Here is a 22636-nt window from a genome sequence, read left to right as displayed (position 1 = left end):
TTCCCATTCCTTTATGGAAGTAAGACCCCTAAGAGATGATTAGGTAGATAGGCTAGAAGTGGAAGTGCAGCAATGTATGGAGCGGACTAGTACTAATTGGTCGAGGACTTAACCAAGTAAGGTGGTTCTCTAAAGGAATAATAATATCTAGTTTTGAAAGAACGAAGTTCTTTTAAAAGAATAGTGTGGTGGCGATAGCTAGAAGGATACACCTGTTCCCATGCCGAACACAGCAGTTAAGCTTCTAAACGCCGAGAGTAGTTAGAGGATCGCCTCTTGCAAGGGTAGGAAGTTGCCGCACAATTTTTAGAGTTTTCGATAAACATCGAAAACTCTTTTTTTATATACAATGTTACGTTTTATGGTAAAATAACAATTAATGTACATAATAAGGAGTAATTTATATGAAAAAAATTAAACTCTCTTTAGGCTGGCAGATACTAGTTGGCTTAATTTTGGGAATTATATTGGGTATAATTTTTTATAAAAATGCAACAGCAATTACTGCAATGCAGAGTATTGGAACTATCTTTATTCGTTTGATTCAAATGATTGTTATTCCAATTGTTATTTCTTGCTTAACTGTTGGAATTGCAAGTATTGGTGATATTCATAAATTGGGTAGAATCGGTGGAAAAACAATTTTATACTTTGAACTTATGACTACTATAGCCATTGTTTTAGGCCTAGTAATTGGTAATATTTTCCATCCAGGAGATTTTATTAATGTTCACGCATTACACGGTACTGATATTACTCAATATTTAGCAACTGCTAAGAGTGCTAATCATAGTGGTATTTGGGGTACTTTAATTGGACTTATTCCAGTTAATATTTTTAACTCGATTAGTAGTGGTGATATGATGCCAATTATCGTTTTTTCAGTATTATTTGGTTTAGGGACATCTGCAATTGGTGAAAAGGGACAAGTTATCATTGATTTAATGGAATCCATTTCTCAAGTAATGTTTAAAATAACTGGCTGGATCATGAAATTATCACCCATTGGTGTTTGTGCTTTAATAGGTGTTACTTTGGCTGAATTAGGGCTTTCAGCACTTGCTCCACTAAGTTACTTTGTATTACTAACGTATGCTACAATGGCAATTTTTGTAATTGTAGTAATGGGTGCCGCTGCAAGAATTTTTGGCTTTAGAATATTTGATTTGTTAAAAGTCGTTAAAGAAGAAGCAATTTTAGCATTTTCAACTGCTAGTTCTGAAGCAGCTTTGCCTAGAAATATTGATAAGATGAGTAAATTTGGTGTTAGTCCATCAATTGTATCTTTTGTTATTCCAACTGGATATACATTTAATCTTGATGGATCAGCTATTTATCAATCATTAGCTGCATTATTCCTTGCCCAAGCATATGGAATTCATTTATCAATTGGACAACAAATTACATTGTTAATTACTTTGATGATTACTTCAAAAGGAATGGCAGGGGTGCCAGGGGCCTCATTTGTTGTACTATTAGCTACCTTATCTACTGTTAATATTCCAATCTCTGGAATGACTTTTATTGCAGGAATCGATCGTTTTATCGATATGGCAAGAACTGCAGTTAATGTTATTGGTAATTCATTAGCAACCGTTATTATTGGTAAATCTGAAAATGAATTTGATACCGAAAAAGAAAAAGCTTATATGGCAAAACTTAAATAACTAAAAAAGGACTCAGAATATATTCCTGAGTCCTTTTTATTTTATTTATCGTAGATAAACAGCAATTACTTTGGCGTAAGTCATGTTCCCACAACTCAACGAAGATTTCTGTGTAATCTCATAATTACTCATTTTATCTAATTAATAGTAAATTTGGTATAAACTGTTGTTCATACCTCCCCAATTAGTTCCCTAAAAGGTGAAGCATCAATAGTTAATTATAAATTACTGTTATTAATTGCTGACAATTCACTGTCATTAAATGCAATTAAATGATACTGAGATAACCAACAACAGTTAATTTTTCCTTAAACAATCTATAGCTAAAAAGTAAAGCATATGAGTTCGGGAAAATTAACTGTCAGTGGCTGTCTCAATTCAATTTTTAAAGAATTGAAACAACGTTTGACAATAATTTTCCCTTGATAGAATGATCTTTGGACGCTCCTGGATCAAAAGGTAATTCTGCCATAGTTGTTTTCCCTCCTTTGAAAATTAATAATTATTTCTTTTACTATTTAATTATAATACAAAAATGATTAATCAATCAAGTTAATTACATTTTCATATTCATTTTATCGTAGCATTCCATACCACCTAGATTAAGTTCTGATGGTTTTACACCACGCTCCTTAGCAAATGCGTTCATTAAGGTATCCATGTCCATTAAATTGAACTTTTGAGGTTTCTTAGGATCTTGAACTTCAATTTGTGCCATCATACCACCATCTTCATGTTCAATAATGTGACAATGATACATAAAGACACCGGTATGATCAAACCATACTTTGATCTTAACTGTTTCATTGGGATCAACGGCGATGGTATCTTTTAAACCAGTTTCATTTGGATAAGGTGCCTTGCCATTACGTGATAGAACTTGGAATTGGCAACCATGCATATGATATGGGTGAATCATACCACCATCACAGTCGTTAGAATTAGTAATTTCCCAAATCTCACAACTACCCAGTGTTTGTTTAGAATCAATACGTTGCATGTTGAATTTCTTATCATTAATTGCTACTTCTTCATCCATACCGGACATTACAATCTTATGCACTGGAGTATCTGGAGTTACTTCAGGCGCATTTAATTTAAATAATGTATCTGGAAGGGTTGAATCATCCTCAGCGAATTTATGAATTCTGAAATGCACAATTGGGACATCATCAGAATATAGTGTTACTTCATCACCAGGTTTATAGTTGCTGAAATCAACCACAATTTCAGCTCTTTCAGCACAAGTTAACATTAAATGGGTAAACTTCACTGGATGTTCTAGTAAACTACCATCACCAGCTACTTGAGTAAATGGAAGGTTATCTGAAAAATGTAATCTCCATTCACGACGATTAGCGCCATCTAGAATTCTAAAACGAACTTTTTGGGTGGTTACGTCAAAGTATGGGTTAACGGTACCATTAATCATTGCAGTAGGGCCTTGAACACCATCAGGGTCATAATCAGCATGATAATCCCATTGATTATTTTCATGAAATTTACGATCCTGTAAAATTAAAGGAATATCATCGACTCCATAATTTCTTGGTAGGGGTAGTGATGCTTCATGTTCATCCTTGACGACAACAGCAGTAGCTAGACCATGCCAAACTTGTTCAGCAGTTGATGGGCATGGATGAGCATGCAACCATAAAGTAGCAGCAGGTTGATCACATTTAAAGTTTAAAACTTTGGATTCGCCTGGATAAACTGGGGTATGACAACCACCATCAATATCACCAGGTACATTTAAACCATGCCAATGGTAAGTAGTTAATTCAGACAATTCATTTTTAACAGTTACATGAATGTTTTTGCCACGTTTAAAAATAATTGTTTTACCTAGTAATGGTTGGTTATACCCCCAAGTTTTAGTCTTTTTACCAGGCATAATTTGAGATTCTCCAGCTTCAGCAACAACAGTATAATACATATCAGTATCAGTTTCTTTGTCTGGATTTAAAGCTTCTGGAATTTTTAATTTTTGTTCTGGGATATTTGGTTCTTCTAGTGGAATATATCCTCCATCATGGGTATTAAAAGCAGGTTCATAAAAGAAGTAATCGTTTATTGTATTTTGATTTTCTGCCATGTATGTTCAATCCTTTCTTGATAATATACTTACATAATATGATTATTTATAAATGTTTGCAAATAATAATAATTATAAATTGATCATAAAAAAGAGAGACGAAATCAATCGTCTCTCTAAGTTATTAACAATAATTATTTTATTGTTCAGTGTACCATGGGTAATGGAAGTTACCTTCACGGTCTGTACGTTCATAAGTGTGAGCACCAAAGTAATCACGTTGTGCTTGTAGTAAGTTAGCAGGTAATACTTCAGCACGATATGAATCGAAGTAAGTAACAGCGGCTGAAAGTGATGGAACTGGAATACCAGCCTTAGTTGCTAAAGCAACAACATCACGTGCAGCACTTTGATACTTGTTAGCAATGTCTGAGAAGTAAGGGTCTAATAATAAGTTAGTTAACTTAGGATCCTTTTCAAAGGCATCAGTAATGTTTTGTAAGAATTGTGCACGAATGATACAACCTTCACGCCAGATTTGAGCTAATTCACCGAACTTCAAGTCCCAGTCATAGTCTTCTGAAGCGAAACGTAGTTGTTCAAAACCTTGTGCATAACTCATAATCTTACCAAAGTATAGTGCTTTACGTACTTTTTCGATAAGGTCTTTTTTGTCATCTTCACCGATAACGTCAGCAGCTTTTGGTCCGTTAAGAACTTTAGCAGCATTTAGACGTTCGTCTTTTAGCATTGAGATGAAACGAGCATAAACTGATTCAGAAATAACTGATTGATCAGTACCAATTTCCATAGCGTCCATTGATGACCATTTACCAGTACCCTTATTAGCACCACGGTCTAAGATCATGTCAACGATAGGCTTGCTCTTGTCTGAACCTAAGTCATCTTTTCTAGTTAAGATATCACCAGTGATTTCGATTAAGTAACTGTCAAGTTCACCTTTGTTCCAGTCTTTAAAGATATCAGCAAGGTCATCAACTGAAATACCAGCACCATTACGTAGAATGTTGTAGCTTTCGTCGATTAATTCTTCATCACCATATTCGATACCATTATGAACCATTTTTACGTAGTGACCAGCACCATTTGGTCCAATGTATGAAACACATGGTTTGCCATCTTTAGCCTTAGCAGCAATCTTAGTTAAGATTGGTTCAACTAAGTCATAAGCTTCTTTTTGTCCACCTGGCATTAATGATGGTCCATGTAGGGCACCTAGTTCACCACCAGAAACACCCATACCGATAAAGTTAACACCTGATTTATCCAATTCAGCATTTCTTTTCATAGTATCGTGGAAGTTAGTGTTACCACCATCGATTAAAACATCACCTTTGTCTAATAAAGGTAATAGTTCACTGATAACAGCGTCAGTTGCTTTACCAGCTTTAACCATCATCATAATACGACGAGGAGTTTCTAGAGATTTAACAAATTCTTCAACAGAGTAACTTGGAACCAAGTTTTTGTCTGCGTGATCCTTCATTACATCTTCAGTTTTTGAAGATGAACGATTATAAATACCTACAGTGAAGCCTCGGCTTTCAATGTTAAGGGCTAAGTTTTTACCCATAACAGCCATTCCAACAACACCAATGTTTGCTTTTGATTCAGCCATTATAAACCTTCCTTTTTTAAAGAAAATTGTGTATAAATATACACTTAAATTTTAACATTTTACATATTAAATGTCATATAAATTATTTTTTAATCCATTCATTGCCATCGCGTGCTAATAATTCATCAGCAGCTTTTGGTCCCATTGAACCAGGAGTGTAGTTAGGGAAGTCTGGTTGGTCATGATCCCAAACATTTCTAATTACATCAGCGAATTTCCATGCACGACCTACTTCATCCCAACTAGCAAAGTTAGTAGCATCACCTAGGATAGCATCATGAATAAGTCTTTCATATGGTTCTGGAGTAGCAGCCTTTTCATCATCTGATTGAACATGAGTTAAATCAAGTGGTTGCATTTCCATACCTTGTCCAGCTTTCTTACCATTTAGATGTAAGATTACCTTGTTAACAGGGTCAACAAATAATGTTAAAACATCGTTTTGTAAATCGCCTTCTTGCTTGCCTGAAGCAGCAAAAACATCGATAAGAGGTTTTTTGAATACAATGTCAATACGAGTGAATTTATCAGCTAACATCTTACCAGTTCTGATATAGAATGGAACGTTTGCCCAACGTTGGTTATCAAACATTACTTTACCAGCAACATATGTTTCTGTATTTGAGTCTTCAGGAACATTGTCTTCATGGCGGTAATCAGCTTGATCGCCTTTTTTACCATATTGTCCACGCACAAAGTTTTCACGAGCTTCATCTGGTGAGTAGATTCTCATGCTACGTAAAGCACGAATTTTTTCACTACGAACGTCAATGTCTTTAAATGAAACTGGATCTTCCATTGTAAGAATACTTAGCATTTGCATAGTATGGTTTTGAATCATATCACGAAGTGCACCGGCGCCATCGTAATATCCAGCACGTTCTTCAACCCCTAATTTTTCTGATAGGGTAACTTGCACGTTTTTAATATATTTATTATTCCAAATACCTTCGATAAGTGGGTTGCCAAAACGTAATGCCAAGATGTTTTGCACCATTTCCTTACCTAAGTAATGGTCAATTCTGTAAACTTGGTTTTCGTTAAATGATTTACCTAACGCATTATTCAATTCTTCAGCAGATTCGTAATCACGGCCAAATGGTTTTTCGATGATTAAACGATTGAAACCGCCATTATCTGATAAGCAATTATGTGCTTTTAGATTTTTAGCGACAGTACCAAAGAAGTTAGGAGCCATTGAGATGTAGAAAATACGATTTCCTTGAATATCATATTTATCATCTAATTTGTTAGCGTATTCACTTAGTGCATCATAATGTTCAGGATTAGTTACATCATGTGACATATAGTAAAAGTGACTAGCGAAGTTTTTAGCTTCATCTTCACTTTCAGCATTATCTTTTACTGATTCCACAATAACTTCGTGGAATTTGTCGTCACTCCATTCACGACGACCAGTTCCAATTAATGCAAAATGTTCTTGATCAATGTAGCCCTTTTTATATAAATTGAAAATTGAAGGGTATAGTTTACGTTTAGCTAAGTCACCTGTTGCACCAAAAAGCATGAACAAGGCACGAGTTGCTGTTGCCAATACCGTCACTCCTTATACAAAATTTGAACGAAGCTACAATAAATGTTTAATTAGATAAACATTTATTTCGCTCTATATACATGGTTATTATATAACACAAAGTGAAATTAAAAAAGTGTTTTTAACTCCATACAAAATAGATATGAAAACGCTTTATTATTTTTATAAGCTAATCATTTAGAAATGTTTTTAATAAAAGCTTTATAATGATATAAATGAGTATTTTGTAAAAAGGGGGAATTGTTATGAAAAAAAGAAAAGGATTAGGGATGAAACTAATCTTTATGTATTCTTTGTTACTTAATTCAGGAGCTTCATTTATGTGGCCATTAGTGACAATGTATATAAATGATTATCTACATAAGTCTTTAATGGTTTCAGGTGTTTCATTACTACTAATGTCTAGCTTTATGATTGTTGGTAATTATGTAGGAGGATTCTTATTTGATCGATGGTCAGCATATAAGGCATCAATGATTGGTATTTCAATTTCAACGCTAGCGATTTTGTCTTTAATTTTCTTCAATGGTTGGCCAACTTTTGCAGTGTTATTATTTTTCTTAGGGTTTGGAGATGGAATTAGTCTAACACTGCTTAATTCTTATGCAACTACAGTTAAGGATCGTGATGTGCGTTCTGTTTTTAACCTTTTATATATTGGTTTGAACTTAGGAGTTGTAATTGGAACTGCAATGGTCGGCTATTTATTAAAGTATGGAGTTGCGATTGTTTTCATTGCAGCTGGAATTTTTTATGTAGCTCTTTGGTTAATGACATTCTTTTATTTCAACGTTGATTTTACTGATAATCAACCGGTTTCCGTTGACCAAAAACAACCTGTTAAAATAGTGGAACATTCTAAAATCAACTTAATTTATCCTATCTGTATGATGGTATTTGGTGTTTATTTAAGTTATACATTGTGGGAAAGCATTATGTCAGTTCATATTGTTAATATGGGGATATCTTTTGAGAGTTATTCTAGTCTCTGGACGATTAATGGTCTAATGATTGTAATCGGTCAACCACTAATTAATTACTTGAGCAAAAAAATAAAAGTTAAAATTTCAACACAAGTCTTCATTGGGATTTTTATATTTGCGATTTCTTTCTATGGATTAATATTTGCAAAAAGTTACGTTGGTTTCTTATTAATCATGGTATTTTTAACATTTGGTGAAATGATTGGCCTACCGGACGTACCAGCATGGATCGATCAACTATCCAACAAGGCTGAAAAAGGAAAATATCAAGGATTGTTCAATGCTTTAATGTCAGCTGGAAGGGCAATTAGTCCTTTATATGGAGGATTATTTGTTGAATATTTAGGATACAATCCATTGTTTATTTTTACAGCGACATTAATTATGGTGACATGGTTGATTGTGATATATATAAATAAAAAATCAGCTTAACTAAAAAACGCTTTATGTTTTAAACATAAAGCGTTTTTTTAATTATTTAAGAAGCCTTGTGCTTTAATGATTGGTAATAAATCTTTACGATAGTTTCCTTTTGATATATCTGCCCAAATATTTTTGAAGAAGTTAGTATCACGATTGCTACCTTTACGATTTTTATAATATTCATTCAATGTTTTATCAAAGTTTTCAACAACTTGCATGTTGGGTTCTTGATATGCATTTTCAAAATGAATAAGTTCGTTATTTATTCGCGGTTTTAAATCAGGCATTGATGCAGGATGACCAATAGCTAAACCTAAAACGGGGAAGGTTAATTCAGGTAAGTTAAATATTTTAATAATTTCTTTGGGATTATTATAAATGCTTCCCATGATAGTTCCACCTAAGCCCATACTTTCAGCGGCTAATAAGGTGCTTTGTACTGCTAAATCAACGTCGTGTATGGATGCTAAAAATTTATCTGCAGAATGAAGAGCTTCTAAATTAGCATCTGGTTTGTGATTCTGAATAATTTTGGCATTACGATGTTGATCGGCAATGAATAAGAAAAAATGACCAGCTTTATCTGGTAAATGGTGAAGGGTAATTTCACCTAAGCGTGCTAGTTGTTTAGGGTCAGTTACACTGATAATTGAGTATTGTTGTTCACTCATACTATTAGAAGTTCTTTGGGCAGCATTGACTAATGTATTAACTTCTTCCTCAGTTAACTTTTTATCTGTAAAATCACGAATACTACGATGATTTTTAATAGTTTTTAAAACTTCATTTTCAATTGCCATGAACTAAAACTCCTTAGTATATTTAAAAAAAGTTTATCAGCAAATTTTAGTTTTTCAAAGCAGTTTGCTTTAGTAGATTATATATTCTTGGTAAATCGCGGTCTGTACCACGTAATTCAAAGTCACTTACAAATGGACAATCAAATGATTCAGCATAACGTTTTGCTGATAAGCAATATTGTTCATTAAAGTTTTTATTACCTGATCCAACGACACCAATACAATAATCACGGTTGTTATCATATGCAATATATTCACCTAACGCATTGGTCATCATTTCTTTGACACCATTATCAATTCCATTGCCACCATCTAGATAAGTAGGAACAAACGCGAAAAAATTACTATTTTCATGTGCAAAGTCAGTTTGATCTGAAACTTCAGTGGCTTTAATAATTGGATTATGATTGTCTTTTTGATTTTCTTCACTTGCAAAGTTAACTAAGTTATTAACGAAATTTTTAGTGTTACCAGCGATTGATATATATAGAATACGAAGAGGTTTCAAAGGTAAGACGTCCTTTCAATAAAAAAATCTGTTAGAAATTAATTCTAACAGATTTTTTATAATAATGATTATTGTTTATTATCATCACTTTTTAATTCTTTTGGTTTATTTGAATTATTATCATCATTTACGTTAACTTCAAATAAATTAATAAATGAATTTTCAAAATGTAGCACTTTAAATGTAAATTGATCAATTGTAAATTCAGTTCCTGGTTCAATACGCATCCCAGGATTGTTATCAATAAAGTAACCGGAAAGAGTAACGCTATCTGATTTGCTGAAGTCCTTGATTTCAGTTCTAAAGTAACGTTCAAAATCATAAGTTGTCATTTTACCACTTACTTGGTAGGTACCCTTAGGTTGCTTAAAGATATATTCATTAGTTGCAGGGTCAATTTCATCTCTAACAGTTCCAAATAATTCTTCATAAATATCTTTATCAGTAATTATTCCTGAAGTTCCACCATATTCATCGACAACTACAACGATAGGTGTACGTAATGTAATCATTTTTTGTAAAACTTCAGTGATTTTCATATTTTCTGGAACCGTTGCAATATCCCTTAGCAAACGACCTACTTTGATATCTGGATTGACACGTGATTGACGAACCATATCATAACAGTATACATAACCTAAAATATTATCTTTATTGTTATTTTCAACGATTGGAATACGACTATATTTAGTTTGTAAATATTTTCCAATAGCATTTTTAATATTAGTATTAATGTCCATAACTGTTAATTGAGTACGATCAATCATAATATCTTTAGCCACTTTATCGTTGAAATCAAATGCCCTTTGCATATACAAGTAGTCATATTTTTCAAGTGCACCATTTTTAACAGCATCTTTAGAGATGTTTAAAATTTCAGCTTGTGACATTGATTCATCGCTTTCATCGGTCATTTTAAGTCCCATTAATTTAACTACACCTGATGCGGTAATGTTAATGGCCCAAACACCGGGATAGAAAATTTTATGGAAATAATGCAATGGAGTAGCAACCAACCCTAAAATCCTTCTAGGCATTGCAATACTAATATTTTTAGGAACAACTTCAGTAAATACAACTTCCAAATAAGTTAAAATTAAGACACCAACAATACTACCAATTGCATGAGCAGTAGCTGGATTAATAAAATTGGGATCTATTTCTAGTAAATCAAATAATCCGTCTACGAATAATGCTTCACCAATCCAACCCATAATAATACCACTAAGTGATACTCCCACTTGAGTTGTTGATAAATAATCATTTAAATTAGTTATCATGAACATTTCACGAGATAACTTTTTGGACTTACCTTTATTTTCTTGTTCTTCTTCCAACATGCTGTAACGTGTTTGCACTAAGGCAAATTCACACGCAACAAAGAATGCAGCAAAGAAGAAGGCTATTAAAACAATGATGATTTGAAATGCTAATGCACCACTATCCAACAGAACATTCCCCGTTTCTTATATAAAATTGTATGTAAATAACTATACTAAATACAGTATACCCGTTATCAGTCCTTATTTTAAGTCATTTGGTAATGAAACAAAATTATTTAGTGTCATCTTAAAATTAAAAATAGATTAAAATACGATTGACTTATTCTAATTTAAGCGATAGATTAAACATTAACTTTAATAAAAATGGAGTGGTAAATATGAAATATGGGGTTATTGGTGCTGGCGCAATGGGTTACCGTTATGGAATTTTGCTACAAGAAAATGCAGAAGTAGATGTTGATTTTATTGATACTTGGGAACCAAATGTTGAAAAGGTTAAATCACAGGGTGGAGTGTATGTTTCTAGAGATCATGAGAATCGTCATTTAGTTCCAATTAATATTTATTATCCAGAAGAATATCAAGGACATCCAGATGTTTGGATTGTTTTTAAAAAGCAAATGCAGTTATCTGAAGAGTTAAAGCGTGATAGTAAATCAGGACTATTTCATTCAGATCAATATGTTTTTTCTGCAATGAATGGAATGGGACATTTTGAAAAGTTAGCTGAATATTTCGATGAAACTCATATTATTACTGGGACGGCAATGATTGCCACTGTGTTATCAGGACCAGGGGATGTTGATTTCATGGGGCCTAAAAATGGGGAAGCTATGCATATGGCTCCATATAAAAATTATCCAGTGGATGATGTAAACAAGCAAGTCTTTACTGATCTAAAAAAAGCTACGTTAGGTCCTGAAATGGCAGATGATTGGCTTGGCATGTGTATGACTAAAGTTATTTTTAATGCAGTTGTTAATACTTTATGTACAATGTTTGAAATTAAAATGGGTGAATTAATTCAATATGATGGAGTGCCAGATATGGCAGCACAACTTTTTAATGAATCTTTTGATGCTTGTGAAAGAGCTGATATTCCTTTGATTGGAACTCGCCAATCAAATGTGCAATTAGTAGTTGATAATTGTCATAAATTAAAATATCATTATCCATCAATGTATCAGGACTTTTCAAAAGGTAGAAATACAGAAATTGATTACATTAATGGTTATATTGCTAAAATAGGTCGAGAAAATGATTATGTCTGCCGAACCCATGAATTTGTAGTGCATGAGGTTCATTTAGCTGAGAAAATGCGTCAATTTAAAAAATAAAATTGTTCGAAATGGTTTAAATAATTTGTAAAATCGCATAAAATAAGAAAAGTAACTCATCAAGCAGGAAAAGAGCAGCCATTGGCTGCTCTTTTTCTTTACTCAATTATTTCTGTTAATAAATCTAATAACTTATCACGATTCCAAAGATCAACATTTAATTCTTTACTGGCAGTGATTGCATGAGGGGTGAAGTAACTATTACTAATAACAATGGCTTTTTTACATTTATAATATTCAATACCGGAACTAACTTCTTGAACGGCTTTAATGCCAACCGGTGAAGAATATAGTTTACATTGAAAACCGTAAGTAGTATCACCATTTTTAGCGAGTACATCAATGCCATAATCACTACTACCCTTGGTTAATTTAACATCTTGAAAACCTAGTTTGCTTAATAATTTGCAAGTGAAATTCTCGAATTGATAGCCATCAAAATTATCGATATTATTTAATTTCTTTTTAGCTTGATATTGTAAGAATTCGGTATATTGGCTGCTTAAAGTTTTTGCTTTTAACTTTTCTTTTTTTTGCTTTAATTCATCAACTTCATTTAAAAGATCATTCTTTTCATTTTTTAAATAGCTTAAATCTTGATAAATTTTATTGATTTCATTTACCTGTTGGCTTAGTTTTTGTTTGTATGCATTCATTGAATCGATGGTTTCTTCTAAACTATTCTTTTGCATTTGGAGTTGTTCAATTTTTTGATTGAACTTATTAGACTGTTGATAAAAACTTTCTTGGTTCATTTCTACTTTTGAATCATCATATTTTAGATTTTCATGTTTATTATATTTGATTTTGAAGATGAAAGATTTACGACCAGTAAGATTGAAATAAATGGTCTTTAACAAGTTTCTTTCACGACTAGGCATAATTATGTAGATTAAAAGTAAAGTAGTAAATACAGATAATATTTGCGTAATCCAGATGTTTAATTCACTAGTTTTAAATTCACTAATTCCTGTAACCATGCTAATGGCGATTAAAATATATAAACACCTTCTGATAGTATTCCAGGTTTTCAATATTAATTACTCTTTCTAATTTATAATTACCATTATTTTATCAAAAAAAGTATACAATTCCTAGTATGACAAGGCTAGATGACAAAAAAGGGGGGTGCATATAATGCATCCCTTTTATTAACCCTTATTTTGTTTTAATGTTTTTTATATTTTTACAGTTACTTTGAAATCCATAACTATTCGCAACTACATATTGCGGACGACGTTTAGACGCATCAAAGGTTCTAAATAAATAGTTTCCAATAATCCCCATTCCTAGCATGATTGTTCCACTTAGTATAAATAGTGCGGAAGTCGCAAAAATTAGCGTGGTGAATTGATGAAATAGCATTATGAAGCCATAGATTAAACCAATCAGGATGCTAACAGTACCTATATAATTGATCAATTTGAGTGGCACATCAGAAAAGGATGTGATTCCATCACTTGCTAAACGTATCATTTTAGAAAGCGGATACTTAGTTTCACCAGCTAATCTTTCTTGGCGTTCATATTGAACGCAAGTTTGCTTAAATCCCACCCAGCTGACTAATCCTCTGACAAATGGTTCTGGTTCTTTCAATTTTGATAAAGCATTTATTACTTTACGATCCATTAATCTAAAATCCCCAGTGTCCAATGGAATTTCAATACTAGAAATTCTTTGCATTACTCTATAAAAGATTTTCGCAGTTAATTTTTTAAATAGAGTCTCTCCTTCTCTGATTAGTCTTTTTCCATAAACGACATCATATCCAGCGCGCCATTTTTGCAGCATATTAGGAATGACTGAAGGGGGGTCTTGTAAATCGGCATCCATAACAATCACAGCATCACCGTTAGCATATCTAATGCCAGCAGTAATCGCTAATTGATGACCAAAATTACGTGAAAATTCAATAATTTTAATATTTTGATATTTGTTTTGTGATTGCTTGATGATTGCAACACTTTTGTCTTTGGAGCCATCATCAACAAAGATCAGTTCATATTGGTCTGCTTGATATTTAATAAATTTTTCTAATACTTTAATTGTATTTTCAATGCCAGCTTCTTCATTGAAAACTGGTAATACAATTGAAATTAATTTTTGACTGTTTTGCATATTTTACCTCCCAACAATTATTTATAAACACTTGAAAGGTCATACAATGTTTCGCTTGAACTTTGCGGACCACCATTCATCTGATGATTAGATACTTTTTGTGGCATCATTCGATTAGGAATACCAGATTTTTTCATGCGACTAGGGCTGACTTGTTGATTATTTGCAATAGACGTACCAACGTATTCTTTTGCCGATACTTTTTTACCATGCTTTTTGATCCAATTAACGATTGAACTGTTAATTGCACCAGCTTTTCCAGCATCTAAATAGTATTTAACTTGGCCGGACTTAACTAGTTGTTTAAATTTAGACAAAGTCATTGCAGGGTCAGTACCATTAAAACCGCCCATAGCCATTACCGCTTGCTTGGTTTTAATGATATAAGGGGCCGCAGTTCCTGAGTCAGCAGTAGCAAATAGATATTTGGCGTTGCCCTGATGCTTTTGTAAATAATTTAATAATTTATTATTTACATAGCCATTGCCAATGCCACCTTGATAGCCATTATGATTTAACAAATCAGGACCAGAACTAGGAATGGCGTCAGAAGTTTTAGCAATTGTAGGGGTCATGGACCAGAAACTAGGAGCCACTGAAATGGTGATTAATCCGGCAATGATAATATTTTTCATAATCTTTTTAGACTTGATAAATACGATGCCCAAGCTAGCGGCAATTCCAATAATCAAAATGATAATTGCTAACCATGAGTAATAACTTGATACATACCATGCTTGAAGCATTGAAGTAATCGTGATGGCAAGTGGTAAGAAGTAAAAACGAATATCTTTACGATTAAATAATTTTAATGATTTTAACATGCCCATTAAACCAATCCCACTTAAAGCGGCAATTGCGGGCGCTAACATGATGGTGTAATAGGGATGGAAAAAACTAGCGACCGAGAAGAAACCACCTACTAATACTAACCAACCAGTCCATAGCACAATTTGATTTTGCTTTTCAGTAGTTTGATACCATTTTCTTCTAGGATCACCATATACGATGTAAGCTGCAATCATACCAATAATCGCAAATGGTAACAGCCAACTAATTTGTGGCCCCAACGCTGATTGAAATAGTCTTAGAGGGCCGGCAGTACCAATATTAAAGATACTACCGCCTCCACCTGGAGCACCGCCATGTTTCATCCCAGCAGGTTTATTTCCAACAGGCATTTTCAGATTACCTTTTCGTTGATTATTTTTGTTCATCTTAGGTGGAGTAGGTTGGTTTTTATTAGCTTGATTATTGTTACTTTTAGACTTTTGATTGCCCATCCCTTTAAATGTTCCACCAGTACCAGTAGTTTGGCCTAATAATCTTTGGGCTCCATTATATCCAAATGCTAATTCCATGACTGAATTATGTTCTGAGCCACCTTCATAAGGACGATTATTGGCTGATGTCATATCCACTGATAAAGGCCATGCAAGGGTTAGTATCGTTAGTGAAATCATTGCTAGCATGGTATGGACTATCTTTTTTTTCCAATTATTTTTACTTGCGATCCAGTAAAATAACAGTATTGCTGGCACAATCATGAATGCTTGGAGCATTTTGATATTGAAAGAGAATCCAATTAAGGCAAAACTGCCCATTAACCAGAAAATATTTTTCCTGTCGACAGCTTTTTGTAACATCCATAATGACAATAATAGGAAATAAACTAATGTAGCATCCATATTATTAGTTCTGGAATCAGCAACCACAATTGGCGTGGTGGTCATTACAAATGCTGCAATGCGACCAGCATTTGTACCAAATTTAGGTTTTACTAGTCGATACATTAAATAAACGGAACCAATGCCGAATAAAACAGAAGGTAAAACGACACTAAAGTTCGAGACACCAAATATTTTAGCTGAGATAGCCATAAACCATAAAGCAACTGGTGGTTTGTCTACCGTAATGTATCCAGCAGGATCAAAACTGGCATACCAAAAATTTTTAAAACTTTGCGTCATGCTAGTAATCGCAGAAGTATAAAAATCATTGGCAGAACCGGTTTTCCAAGTCCCATATCCATATAGGACTAATGCAATCGCTAAGATAATTGCTAAAATCCAATCGATATTAAATTTATAATGATTAGCTTTTGATCGATTTTTCTTTTTCATTCTTATTCCTCCTTAATTCTGATGATTAGAAAATACCCAGTATTTGCTTAAACAAAAATTTATCGGTATGGTAATAATTAAAGCAATTAATGGAATAATTTGTCCATTGATTGTAGATTGATGACTTATTAAATGAGTGATCATAACACTCAATAGCCATGTTAATAGATAAGTTGTATAGTATCTAAAAGCAAGCTTGCTTAAATCATTTTTAGACTTAAATACCCATTGTTTGTTAACCGTTATGCCAATAATTGAAGTGATGCCATATCCAAATGCTATCGCAATGGTAGGAGAAGTCATTTGCCATAATAATGTATATATAATATAAGTTAAAATGGTATTAATTAAGCCAGTGATACCGAACTTAAGAAATTGCTTAATCCATAATGTCATATTGGCCATTTCCTTTCTATATGAATGTTTTAAGTATAATTTAAGCAACATAAACTAAACTTAAACTAATCATAAAGAAAACTTAAAAAGAAAATTTGGAGGTATTTAAATGGAAGACTTAAATATTTTAATTGTAGAAGATGATGAAGCACTTGCAGATAGTGTGGAACAATTTTTAAAACCAATCGGTAAAACTAAAGTTGTCCATGATGGTTTTGAAGGCCAAATGCTGGGTAAAGATGGTATTTATGATATTGCCATTTTAGATTTAATGCTTCCAGAAATTGGTGGCTATGATATTTTGAAACATTGGAGAAATGTAGATGAAATTGATATGCCAGTATTGATATTAACTGCTAAAGATACCTTAAGCGATAAAGTTAGAGGTTTTGAACTAGGTGCGGATGATTATTTAACTAAACCATTTCACCGTGAAGAATTAGTGATGCGAGTTAAAGCTTTACTAAAACGAGCAGGTCGAATTGGTAATAATAATCAATTAAAATATGCTGGATTTACAGTTGAGTTTAACCGGCATGAAGTTGAATATAAAGACCAGCAATTACAATTAAATGGTAAAGAATATGATTTATTGGTTTATTTTTTACAAAATCCTTCAACCATCATTACTAAAGATCAAATTTTTGATCGTTTATGGGGCTTTGAATCAGAAACCTCATTAACAGTAGTTGAGGTTTATATGAGTAATTTAAGAAAGAAAATTAAACAAATTTCAGGAGAAAATCCAATTAAAACATTGCGTAACGTGGGCTATATGCTAGAGGGTGCTGAATAGTGAAAGAAAAAGTTTTAGAACACAAGCAACAATTAAAGTTCTTTATTAAAGAATTAATTGGTTTCGCCATTTTGTTTGCGCTTTTGGGATTTATTGTTTATTTTTTCTTTCAAAATTCTATTTATTCTAATATTGATGCGGGTCTTTATAGCCAAAAACATCGAATTGAAAGAAATGTGAATCAAGGACCACTTTCTGTTCAACCCCAAGATCACCCTATACCATTTAATCCTAATCACAATGCTGCATTTCAAACTAACATCATTGTTTTTAATAAAGATGGTAAAATTTTAAACAAAAATATGTTAGGACAACGTTCTTACAGCTTATTAAATAAAATAACTTTAAGTAAACACAGTATTAATGATGCTCAAGATGTTACTTTAAAAGCTAGTGATTTTACAACGCATTTTCGATCATTATTGATAAAAGTGGATAAGTATAATGCTAATCCCGACTATGCGGGAAACTATGTATTGATTCTACAAAATGTGGATGCTGATTTATTAGCATTGCATAGTTTTGTAGAAGCTTTAATTATCACGTTAATATTCTTTTGGATCATTGCAATTTTTATTGCATATTATCTTTCAAAATCTAGTATGAAACCAGTGATGAAGGCCTGGCATAAACAAAAAGAATTTAGTTCAAATGCTGCGCATGAATTAAGAACGCCATTAACAGTGATTCAGAATCAAATGGAGTTTTTGTTGACAAAACCGAATGCTAAAGTTATTGACCAAATTAAGCCGATTTCAACAACACTAGAAGAATCAAAACATTTGAAGATCTTAACGCAAAGATTATTAACTTTGGCCCGTTCTGATTCAAATATCATTCAGTCAAAGAAACAAAGTGTGGAATTAAAGCCATTTTTTGAACATATAGTGCAACCGTTTTTTGAAATTACTAATAGTCAAGAAAAAATATTGTTAAGTGATATTAATGTAAACGGAAATGGGAGCTTAGATGGTGATTTAATTAAACAATTAATGGTTATCTTAATGGATAATGCGATTAAATATACACCAATTGGTGGCAGTATAAACATTAAGGTTACTAATAATCATAATAATCTGAAAATATCAGTTTCAGACACTGGTAGTGGTATTTCAGATTTTGATAAAAAACATATCTTTGAGCGATTCTACCGCACCGATAAATCTAGGAATTCAAAAACTGGTGGAAATGGCTTAGGTTTATCAATTGCACAATGGATTGTTAATCAGCATCATGGAAAAATCTTAGTGCGTGATAATCATCCAACAGGCACGGTTTTTGTTGTTAGTATTAGTATCTAATGTGGGTGTTATATTTGTAAAGAAAATTTAAACTCTATTTAACCTATTTTGATGCCTCTCTTTGTTACAATATAAATAATTATTTATAGAAGGAAGGTGTAAAAGATATAGGGTATTATGTTGAATAATATTCACTATCAGTGTATGAAAATAAAAAATGTTTTATTAACGATTGTAGCCACCGCTTTACTAGCAATTAGTTTTGGATCAATTAAAAATAATGTCCATGCGGCAACTGCTAGCGATGCAAATTCTAGTAATACAGTTTATGATTTATCTGAATGGCAACATAATTTCACCGATGCACAAGTGCAACAATTAAAGAGTGAAGTGCCATTTGTCATTTTAAGAGTGCAATATGGTAGTCAATATTATGATAAGACCTTTAATCATAATCGTGACTTGTTAGAAAAATATGGGGTTCCATATGGAGTTTATTCATTTAGTCAATATGAAAGCCCAGCAGATGCTGCGGATGAAGCTAGAACTTTATATCGCCGTGCTCCTAATGCGAAATTCTATGTAAACGATTACGAATCACAAACGGTTAAGTCTGGTGGGACTAACAATGCTACTAAGGCTTGGGTTGATGCATTGCGTCCATTAGTTGGACAACGTAAGATTTTATTCTATTCTTATGTTAGCTTTATGCAAGCACATGCTGCATCAGCTGTGAGCAACTATGATGGTTATTGGCTTGCTGCTTATCAGAATCAAGAACCAAGTAGAGAACATGTCTTATGGCAATTCTCTAGTAACTTTTATTCTAATTCTTTAGGTCAGAACATTGATGCTAATTTATTAACTTCAAAAGATGCTAATTGGTTTATTGGAGATAATTCAACTTCTGATTCAAAACCATCAGATGATAACCAAAGTAATGATGATAATTCACAAAATAACGATAATTCATCAAACCAAGCTCAAAATAATGATTCAAATCAATCACAACAACAAACAAGAAATACACAATACGTTCAACAAAATAAAACTATGACCATTAAGAATGGTTATAACTATAAGTTCTATAATCATGTGCCTGGTGATAATAAGTTTATTGGTAAAACTTATGCCATTTCAAGTGTAAGTGAAAACATTCGTAAACGTATGTATATTAATTCCATCGCAACTATTAATGGAAAAACTTACTATCGGATGTATTCTAATGGTCGTGCTATGGGTTGGGTAAATACAAATGCATTAGTTCCTAATGTTAAGTATTCTAAATATTCAACTACTAAAGTAATGAAAAGTAATCCCAAAGTAGCATTCCATAACCATGTTAATAATAGTGGCTTTGCTAGCACAGTAACAACTGCTAATGGATCTGATTATGCTAACAAGAAAATGACAGTTACACGTCGTGCTCATAAAGATGGTTGGAATAGTTATTATTATCAAGCTTATTATCATGGAAAATTAGTTGGTTGGATTTATCAAAGTGCATTTAAATAAGATTTAAAAAAGTAGTAATTTAAATTACTACTTTTTTTATTGCTATAAATGCCTTTATATCAATGATTATCAACCTTTTTTAGCACTATTTTAAAAAGAGTGCTACTTTTCTCTTGACTATCTGACCATTACTGACTAATATAGAAACTGTTGATAAGGAAATAACAAATCAACAAATAATAAAGACTTTTGAAAGGGGTTTTTGATTATGGCTAATGAATTAAGAAATAGTGATTTAGGTGTATTTGAACCAACCGATGATTTCTTTGGAGATTTTGGTAAGAACTTTTTCAATTCAATCGCTAGTAATCAAATGAAAACTGACGTTACTGAAAACCAAAATGATTACGTAGTAACCTCTGAATTACCTGGCTTTAAAAAAGATAATATTCATATTGATTACGAAAATGATAATTTAACTATTCGTGCAACACACGATTTGAAGAAGGAAGATAATAATAAAGAAGGACGTGTCATTAGAAAAGAACGTACAGCACGTAACACTTCACGTTCATTCTATCTACCTGGTATTGAAAATGATAAAATTTCAGCATCATATGATGGGGGAATTTTGAAGATTACATTACCAAAAGAAGCAAAAGATAATAGCAAGCATAAGATTAATATTGACTAATTAAAAAATTAAATAAATATAAAAATATAGGGGGATTGTATTATGGCTAATGAATTAAGAAATGGTGCTTTTGATATGTTAGATCCAATGGAAAACTTTTTTGGAGATTTTGGTAAAAACTTTGCTAATACTTCTAAAATGAAGACTGATGTTATTGAAAATGATAATAGCTTTGAAGTAAATGCTGAATTACCTGGTTTCAAGAAGAATGATATTGACTTGGACTATCGTAATGATACTTTAAGTATTCACGCTGTTCATGATTTGAATAAAGATCAAAAAGACAAGGATGGACAATTGATTAGAAGTGAACGTTCATCTAGTAATGTTAGCCGTGCATTCTATCTACCTAATGTTGAAAATGATAAAATTTCAGCATCATATGATGGAGGAATTTTGAAGATTACATTACCAAAAGAAGCAAAAGATAAATCAAAACATGAAATTAATATTGATTAATCATAATTAATTAAATGAGCTAGCGAAGACGTTTCAGTTTTCGTTAGCTTATTTTTTATGCTATCAATACTTGTTATTACTTTATAATAGTTCTAAAATATATGTAGATGTTAAATAAGGAGCGCTTGATTATGTGTAATTCTAGGATTATTTCAATTTGCTTTGTGATTTTTTATTTAATCTTATTGTACTTTGCTTTTAGTGATAATATGATGTCTCAAATGTTGGCAATGAAAATGATGGCAGTAGGGATGTTGGCAGAAGCAATTATTAGTTTAGTCACAAGTATTAATCATAAAAATCATTAAAAAAATGTTATATAAATCAAAAATACCATGAAAAGGTAATAATTACCTTTTCATGGTATTTTTAAATAACTAATTATTAGAAGTCTTTTGATTAAACAATTGAATAGTTGAAATGATTAGTAAAATCCATCCAACCAATCCAAAAATAAATAAGAAGACACCACCAATAATTCCTAAAATAGCACCAGATTTTGAGAGGTTATTTTTATTATCTTGTACTAATGCAATTATATTTAAAATTATTGTGATTAATGCAACAATTATAATGATAATTCCAGCAACGCCAATTGAAATTGAATGTGATGTTGTTGCCATAACTCTTGCTGCAATTTGTAAAATAATAGCAATAATATTGAATATTGCAGCATATTTATTAATTGAAAGTTTATTATCCATTTTATTCACCCCCTTTCTAAACTATGTTACTATATTTCTTTGATTAAATTAAGTTAAAATGATTTTAGATAATAAGTGTTTTAGGAGATTAATTATGGATAGTAATGAAAAGAGAAATCACCACCAAGAATTTGAAAATAATAGAATCACGGATGTTAATGAACCAAATAATATGGGAACTGCTGGGTTTGTATTATCGATTGTTGCAATTTTTGCTACAATCTTTTCACCTTCTAGCATTATTCTTTGGATATTGGGAATTATTTTTTCCATCATTGGATTATCTAGGAAGCCTAAAGGCTTAGCGATAGCAGGTACAATTATCTCATGCATCAGTGCAATAGTTTTTGTGACAATGATTGTCTTTGCTTTTGAAATAATTTATTTTATTAAATAGTGAATGTTTGATTAAGGAGCTTA

21 protein-coding genes and 2 rRNA genes are annotated in these 22636 nt (G+C 32.1%); 12 read left to right on the top strand and 11 right to left on the bottom strand.

Annotation, left to right across the window (positions count from 1 at the left end; translation table 11 throughout):
- From C7N44_RS04165 to C7N44_RS04155, 3 genes are all read left to right on the top strand, one after another.
- A 23S ribosomal RNA gene (locus tag C7N44_RS04165) occupies positions 1–116 on the top strand; the annotation flags it as partial.
- Between the two features lie 68 nt (positions 117–184).
- Positions 185–301 (top strand): 5S ribosomal RNA (rrf, locus tag C7N44_RS04160).
- Positions 302–404: 103 nt separating this feature from the next.
- On the top strand, positions 405–1667 hold the full coding sequence (locus C7N44_RS04155; RefSeq protein WP_105956638.1) for a cation:dicarboxylate symporter family transporter: 1263 nt from the start codon (positions 405–407) through the stop codon (positions 1665–1667).
- 556 nt (positions 1668–2223) lie between these two features.
- Here the strand turns inward: C7N44_RS04155 and C7N44_RS04150 are convergent.
- From C7N44_RS04150 to zwf, 3 genes are all read right to left on the bottom strand, one after another.
- Entirely contained in the window at positions 2224–3762 is a 1539-nt protein-coding gene (locus C7N44_RS04150; protein WP_105956637.1) for a multicopper oxidase family protein, read from the bottom strand.
- A gap of 139 nt (positions 3763–3901) precedes the next feature.
- A complete protein-coding gene (gene gndA / locus C7N44_RS04145) occupies positions 3902–5341 on the bottom strand; it encodes an NADP-dependent phosphogluconate dehydrogenase (protein WP_105956636.1) in 1440 nt (479 codons plus the stop codon).
- 82 nt (positions 5342–5423) lie between these two features.
- Positions 5424–6896, bottom strand: a complete 1473-nt coding sequence (gene zwf / locus C7N44_RS04140) for a glucose-6-phosphate dehydrogenase (RefSeq protein ID WP_105956635.1) — start codon at positions 6894–6896, stop codon at positions 5424–5426.
- 245 nt (positions 6897–7141) lie between these two features.
- On the opposite strand from zwf, the gene C7N44_RS04135 reads away from it, so the two are divergent.
- Positions 7142–8311 (top strand): MDR family MFS transporter, encoded by a 1170-nt coding sequence (locus C7N44_RS04135; RefSeq protein WP_105956634.1) that lies wholly within the window; start codon positions 7142–7144, stop codon positions 8309–8311.
- Between the two features lie 38 nt (positions 8312–8349).
- On the opposite strand, the gene C7N44_RS04130 is transcribed toward C7N44_RS04135, so the two are convergent.
- The 3 genes from C7N44_RS04130 to C7N44_RS04120 form a co-directional block, all read right to left on the bottom strand.
- Entirely contained in the window at positions 8350–9102 is a 753-nt protein-coding gene (locus C7N44_RS04130; protein ID WP_105956633.1) for a nitroreductase family protein, read from the bottom strand.
- Between the two features lie 46 nt (positions 9103–9148).
- On the bottom strand, positions 9149–9610 hold the full coding sequence (gene nrdI, locus C7N44_RS04125) for a class Ib ribonucleoside-diphosphate reductase assembly flavoprotein NrdI (protein ID WP_105956632.1): 462 nt from the start codon (positions 9608–9610) through the stop codon (positions 9149–9151).
- A gap of 68 nt (positions 9611–9678) precedes the next feature.
- On the bottom strand, positions 9679–11058 hold the full coding sequence (locus C7N44_RS04120; RefSeq protein WP_105956631.1) for a hemolysin family protein: 1380 nt from the start codon (positions 11056–11058) through the stop codon (positions 9679–9681).
- Positions 11059–11270: 212 nt separating this feature from the next.
- Here C7N44_RS04120 and C7N44_RS04115 point away from each other — a divergent pair, with 212 nt between their 5' ends.
- Positions 11271–12230, top strand: coding sequence for a ketopantoate reductase family protein (locus tag C7N44_RS04115; protein WP_105956630.1), 960 nt, complete (start codon positions 11271–11273; stop codon positions 12228–12230).
- A gap of 98 nt (positions 12231–12328) precedes the next feature.
- On the opposite strand, the gene C7N44_RS04110 is transcribed toward C7N44_RS04115, so the two are convergent.
- From C7N44_RS04110 to C7N44_RS04095, 4 genes are all read right to left on the bottom strand, one after another.
- Positions 12329–13264 (bottom strand): restriction endonuclease, encoded by a 936-nt coding sequence (locus C7N44_RS04110; RefSeq protein WP_157945035.1) that lies wholly within the window; start codon positions 13262–13264, stop codon positions 12329–12331.
- 124 nt (positions 13265–13388) lie between these two features.
- Positions 13389–14348: a glycosyltransferase family 2 protein gene (locus C7N44_RS04105; RefSeq protein ID WP_105956628.1), complete on the bottom strand. Its 960-nt coding sequence runs from the start codon at positions 14346–14348 to the stop codon at positions 13389–13391.
- A gap of 17 nt (positions 14349–14365) precedes the next feature.
- Complete coding sequence (locus C7N44_RS04100) at positions 14366–16471, bottom strand: ArnT family glycosyltransferase (RefSeq protein ID WP_105956627.1); 2106 nt, start codon at positions 16469–16471, stop codon at positions 14366–14368.
- A gap of 12 nt (positions 16472–16483) precedes the next feature.
- A complete protein-coding gene (locus tag C7N44_RS04095; RefSeq protein ID WP_225362938.1) occupies positions 16484–16867 on the bottom strand; it encodes a GtrA family protein in 384 nt (127 codons plus the stop codon).
- 109 nt (positions 16868–16976) lie between these two features.
- Between C7N44_RS04095 and C7N44_RS04090 the strand changes: the two genes are divergently transcribed.
- The 6 genes from C7N44_RS04090 to C7N44_RS08070 all read left to right on the top strand — a co-directional run bounded on the left by C7N44_RS04090 (position 16977) and on the right by C7N44_RS08070 (position 21820).
- On the top strand, positions 16977–17663 hold the full coding sequence (locus C7N44_RS04090) for a response regulator transcription factor (RefSeq protein WP_105956625.1): 687 nt from the start codon (positions 16977–16979) through the stop codon (positions 17661–17663).
- Positions 17663–18964 (top strand): sensor histidine kinase, encoded by a 1302-nt coding sequence (locus tag C7N44_RS04085; protein ID WP_105956624.1) that lies wholly within the window; start codon positions 17663–17665, stop codon positions 18962–18964. The genes C7N44_RS04090 and C7N44_RS04085 overlap by 1 nt, the downstream gene beginning before the upstream one ends.
- A gap of 117 nt (positions 18965–19081) precedes the next feature.
- Positions 19082–20419, top strand: a complete 1338-nt coding sequence (locus tag C7N44_RS04080; protein ID WP_105956623.1) for a GH25 family lysozyme — start codon at positions 19082–19084, stop codon at positions 20417–20419.
- 208 nt (positions 20420–20627) lie between these two features.
- A complete protein-coding gene (locus tag C7N44_RS04075) occupies positions 20628–21053 on the top strand; it encodes an Hsp20/alpha crystallin family protein (RefSeq protein ID WP_105956622.1) in 426 nt (141 codons plus the stop codon).
- A gap of 42 nt (positions 21054–21095) precedes the next feature.
- Entirely contained in the window at positions 21096–21512 is a 417-nt protein-coding gene (locus tag C7N44_RS04070; protein WP_105956621.1) for an Hsp20/alpha crystallin family protein, read from the top strand.
- Between the two features lie 131 nt (positions 21513–21643).
- Positions 21644–21820 carry a hypothetical protein gene (locus C7N44_RS08070; protein ID WP_167387285.1) on the top strand — a complete coding sequence of 59 codons (177 nt, stop codon included), beginning with the start codon at positions 21644–21646 and terminating at the stop codon, positions 21818–21820.
- A gap of 69 nt (positions 21821–21889) precedes the next feature.
- Here the strand turns inward: C7N44_RS08070 and C7N44_RS04065 are convergent, their stop codons facing one another.
- Entirely contained in the window at positions 21890–22216 is a 327-nt protein-coding gene (locus C7N44_RS04065; protein WP_105956620.1) for a hypothetical protein, read from the bottom strand.
- A gap of 94 nt (positions 22217–22310) precedes the next feature.
- Here C7N44_RS04065 and C7N44_RS04060 point away from each other — a divergent pair, with 94 nt between their 5' ends.
- Complete coding sequence (locus tag C7N44_RS04060) at positions 22311–22613, top strand: DUF4190 domain-containing protein (RefSeq protein ID WP_105956619.1); 303 nt, start codon at positions 22311–22313, stop codon at positions 22611–22613.
- Positions 22614–22636 lie beyond the last annotated feature (23 nt).

This window comes from Apilactobacillus quenuiae, assembly GCF_002994005.1.
In the GTDB taxonomy this organism is placed as follows: Bacteria; Bacillota; Bacilli; order Lactobacillales; family Lactobacillaceae; genus Apilactobacillus; species Apilactobacillus quenuiae.
The sequence above is the reverse complement of the archived record's forward strand: the minus strand, read 5'-3'. Positions and strand labels throughout refer to the sequence as shown.